The following is a 3,729-nucleotide window of genomic DNA, read 5'->3' on the forward strand; positions in this document are numbered from 1 at the left end:
GTTCAACGGCGGCTATCTTGCGGCTCGTCTTGCCGGCCACGACCCGCAGGAAGCCGCGCGCCGTGCGCATCGTGTCGCCGCCGCCGTGGTGCAAGTGCGCGGCGCGCTGGCGCCGTTCGAGACGCTGCGGGCGGCTTTCGAAGGCTAAGGTCGGAAAAACTAGGGCAGGCGGAACCTGTATTCCGTGACGTGGGGTAGATCGCGCCCGGCCACAGCGTTGCTTGCGGGAAATAAGGCCGGTTCGGCGCGTCCGGCCAAATCTGCGGCTCCAGGCAGAAGCCGCAAAAGGCCTTGTAGTTCCGCCCTTCCAGCCCGGTGCGCGGCGTCACATACTGGCCGGTATAGAGCTGGACGCCGGGCTCGGTGGTCCAGACCTCCATCTCGACACCGGAACTGGCGCCTTGCGTCCATGCCGCCTGCTTGAGCGGCCCGCGTGCCGAAGCAAGGCAGAAATTCTGGTCGTAGGGCAGTTGATCACCCTCGGTTTCCATGCGCAGCGGCCGCGCCTGGCGGAAATCGAATGGCGTGCCGTCAACCGGCTTGACCACGCCTGTGGGGATCATGTCGCCATCGACCGGCAGGTAGGCGCCGGCATTCAGCATCATCCTGTGGTCGAGAATGTCGCCTGCGCCGCCATCATCCAGGTTGAAATAGGAATGCTGGGTGAGATTGCACAGCGTCGGCTCCTCGCAGGTGGCGGTCAGCTCGACGCTGAGCGTGCCGGGGATCTTCAGCCGGTAGGTGCAGGTGACGTCGAGCGCGCCGGGAAAACCCATCGTGCCGTCGGGATCGTGCAGCGTCAGCGTGACGAAATCCCTGCCATGCAAGGAAACCGTCCACGGCCGGTGGGAGTAACCTTGCGAGCCGCCATGCAGCGTATGCTTGTCGAGGAAGTTTTGCTCGGTCTGGTAGCGGCTGCCGCCAATGGTGAAGCGGCCGTCGCGGATGCGGTTGGCATAGCGGCCGACGACCGCACCGAAGAAGGCCGTATCCGTCTCGTAGCCTTCCAGACTGTCATAGCCGAGCACCAGCGGAGCATCGTGCCCGGTCAGGCGCAAATCCTGGATGATCGCGCCCAGACCGATGATGTTGGCTGTGATGCCGCCGCCCCTGATCGTGAAGCGACGCACCTGCTCGCCAGCCTGCGTCGTGCCGAAAACCTCGCCGTCCTTCATCGCCATGCCCGTAAATGCCAGTTGATCCAGAAGACTTCGGCTGGTTTTTCCATGAGAGATGGGCAGGCCATCGGCCTCCCCATCCCAGGGATAGCCTATCAGAGGCCGAGGCCGCCGATGCAGACATATTTGGTGTCGAGATAATCCTCGATGCCCTGATGCCCGCCTTCCTTGCCGAGGCCGGATTCCTTGACGCCGCCGAACGGCGCCTCCGGCGTGGTGATGAGGCCTTCATTGACCCCGACCATGCCGTATTTCAGCCCTTCCATCACTCGGAAGGCGCGGCCGAGGTCACCGGTGTAGAAGTAGCAGGCAAGGCCGAATTCGGTGTCGTTGGCGAGGGCGACGGCTTCCTCTTCGGTCTCGAACTTGAACACCGGTGCGACCGGGCCAAAGATCTCTTCCTTCATGAAGCGCATCTTGGGTGTCGCGTTGGCGATGACCGTCGGCTGGAAGAACGAACCGCCGAGCGCATGGCGCTTGCCGCCGGCAACGATCTTGCCGCCCTTTGATGTGGCGTCGGCGATCAGTTCCTCGACCTTCTCGACCGCCTTCTCGTCGATCAGCGGCCCCTGCTGCACGCCGTCCTCGAGGCCGGAGCCGACCTTCAGCGCGTTGCTGGCGGCAGCGAGCTTCTCGACGAACTTGTCATAGACACCTGCCTGGACAAGGAAGCGGTTGGTGCAAACGCAGGTCTGGCCGGAATTGCGGTACTTGGCGGTGATGGCGCCGGCGACGGCACGCTCGAGGTCGGCGTCGTCGAAAACGATGAACGGCGCGTTGCCGCCGAGTTCCATCGACACCTTCTTGACGGTGACCGACGACTTCTGGATGAGAAGCTTGCCGACCTCGGTCGAGCCGGTGAAAGTGATCTTCGACACCAGCGGATTGGCGCAGATCTCGTCGCCGATCTCGCTGGCCGAACCGGTCAGGATGTTGACGACGCCCTTGGGGAAACCGACTTCCTCTGCGAGCGCGCCCCAGGCGAGACCCGAATACGGCGTCTGCGACGCAGGCTTGACCACGGCGGTGCAGCCGGCGGCGAGCGCCGGGCCGAGCTTGCGGGCCAGCATCGAGGACGGAAAATTCCACGGCGTGATGGCGGCGATGACGCCAACCGGCTCCTTGGTCACCAGGATGCGGCGGTCCGCCCATGGCGAGGGCACGACGTCGCCATAGGTGCGGCGACCTTCCTCGGCGAACCACAATATGTAGGACGCGGCCGAGCCGATCTCCCCCTTCGATTCGAACAGCGACTTGCCCTGCTCGATGGTCAGCAGTTCGGCCAGTACGTCCTGATTGTCCATCATCGCGTCGTGCAGCTTGCGCAGCAGCTTCGAGCGCTCGAGCGCGGTCGTCTTGCGCCAGGTCTTGAAAGCTTCCGCGGCGGCTTCGATGGCGCGGCGGGTCTCGGCCTTGCCCGACTTCGGCACGGTGCCGATCTTGAGACCGGTGGCAGGGTTGTTGACGTCGACCGTCTGGCCGCTGTCGGCCTGCACCCATTCGCCATTGATGAGATTGGCCTGCCGCATGAAATGGCTGGTTTTCTGAAGCATGCTATCCTCCGTTCGGCGCCCTGACGGGCGGGTCTGTGAAATCTTCGGTGCGCGTGCGCCATGGACTGAGGCCGGCACGCCGGAGCCACTGCTCTTTACCGAGGGCAAGGCACGCAAGCAATCGCAAGATGGCATATAGGGCTTGGGCCAGAGCGAGACGAGAGCAGGCTGACGTGCTTACACCGATGCCTTACCCGAAAACGTACAAGACAACAGTCAGCCAGAACGCGGTGGTGACGGCGGCGCAGGCCGTGGCGAGGGTCATCTGGTTCGACGCCAGCGCCTGGCCGGTGTTGAACTGCACCGCGATCAGATAGGAATTGACGCCGGATGGCATCGCGGCCACCATCACCGCCACCTTGGCCGTCAAGGGCGGCATGCCGAGCAACCAGACGAAGACCAGCACCAGCGCCGGCATCAGGAACAGCTTCAGCACCGAAAGCGCCAACGCCGGCCGGACATTGCCCGATATGCCGAAACGGCGCAGGCTGAGCCCCATGGCGAACAGCGCCACTGGCCCGGCAGTGCCAGCCAGCGTATCGACCAGCCGCGTGGCAAGGTTCGGCAGCGGCGCGCCGGTTAGGCGCCAGGCCAGCCCGGCCAGGATACCGATGATCAGGGGATTGGTGAACAGTCTTCTCAGAAAGCTCTGGACGATGCGCAGCAGGTGTACGGGCTCACTGCCACCGCGGCCAAATATCTCGAACATGATGATCGAAGCCATCATCATGGTCGGCAGATGCACGGAAACGAGCAGCGACAGCACTTCGAATCCCCTCGACCCGAATACGCCGAGAACGAAGGGAATGCCCAGCAGCACCACATTCGAGAAGGACGACGACACTCCACCGACGATGCCTGCGCGTGCGTCCCGCCCGAAGATCCGCGTCGTCACCAGATGGCCGGCAGCCCATGTCATTGCAACCGCCGTGAAGTAAGCGCCCCACAGCGGCCAAGGCGCCACGCCATGGAAGTCGGACTTCACCATCGTCTGGAAC

General features: G+C 63.9%; 3 protein-coding genes and 1 pseudogene. 1 reads left to right on the plus strand and 3 read right to left on the minus strand.

Annotation, left to right across the window (positions count from 1 at the left end):
- Positions 1-148, plus strand: a 148-nt coding sequence (locus tag ENZ75_RS24780) for a PfkB family carbohydrate kinase (RefSeq protein WP_245481212.1), incomplete at its 5' end; no start/stop codon positions are given.
- A gap of 11 nt (positions 149-159) precedes the next feature.
- Here ENZ75_RS24780 and ENZ75_RS24785 read toward each other — a convergent pair.
- The 3 genes and pseudogenes from ENZ75_RS24785 to ENZ75_RS24795 form a co-directional block, all read right to left on the minus strand.
- Positions 160-1,181, minus strand: a pseudogene (locus ENZ75_RS24785) (aldose epimerase family protein).
- Between the two features lie 92 nt (positions 1,182-1,273).
- The gene (locus ENZ75_RS24790) at positions 1,274-2,731 is read right to left on the minus strand and encodes an NAD-dependent succinate-semialdehyde dehydrogenase (RefSeq protein ID WP_013531228.1); all 1,458 of its coding nucleotides are present in this window, start codon (positions 2,729-2,731) and stop codon (positions 1,274-1,276) included.
- 190 nt (positions 2,732-2,921) lie between these two features.
- Positions 2,922-3,729 (minus strand): AEC family transporter (locus ENZ75_RS24795; protein WP_164887978.1); only part of this gene is annotated, 808 nt, incomplete at its 5' end.

Origin of the sequence: Mesorhizobium sp. M7A.F.Ca.CA.002.04.1.1 (assembly GCF_004022805.1) — a bacterium.
Taxonomy (GTDB): domain Bacteria; phylum Pseudomonadota; class Alphaproteobacteria; order Rhizobiales; family Rhizobiaceae; genus Mesorhizobium; species Mesorhizobium ciceri.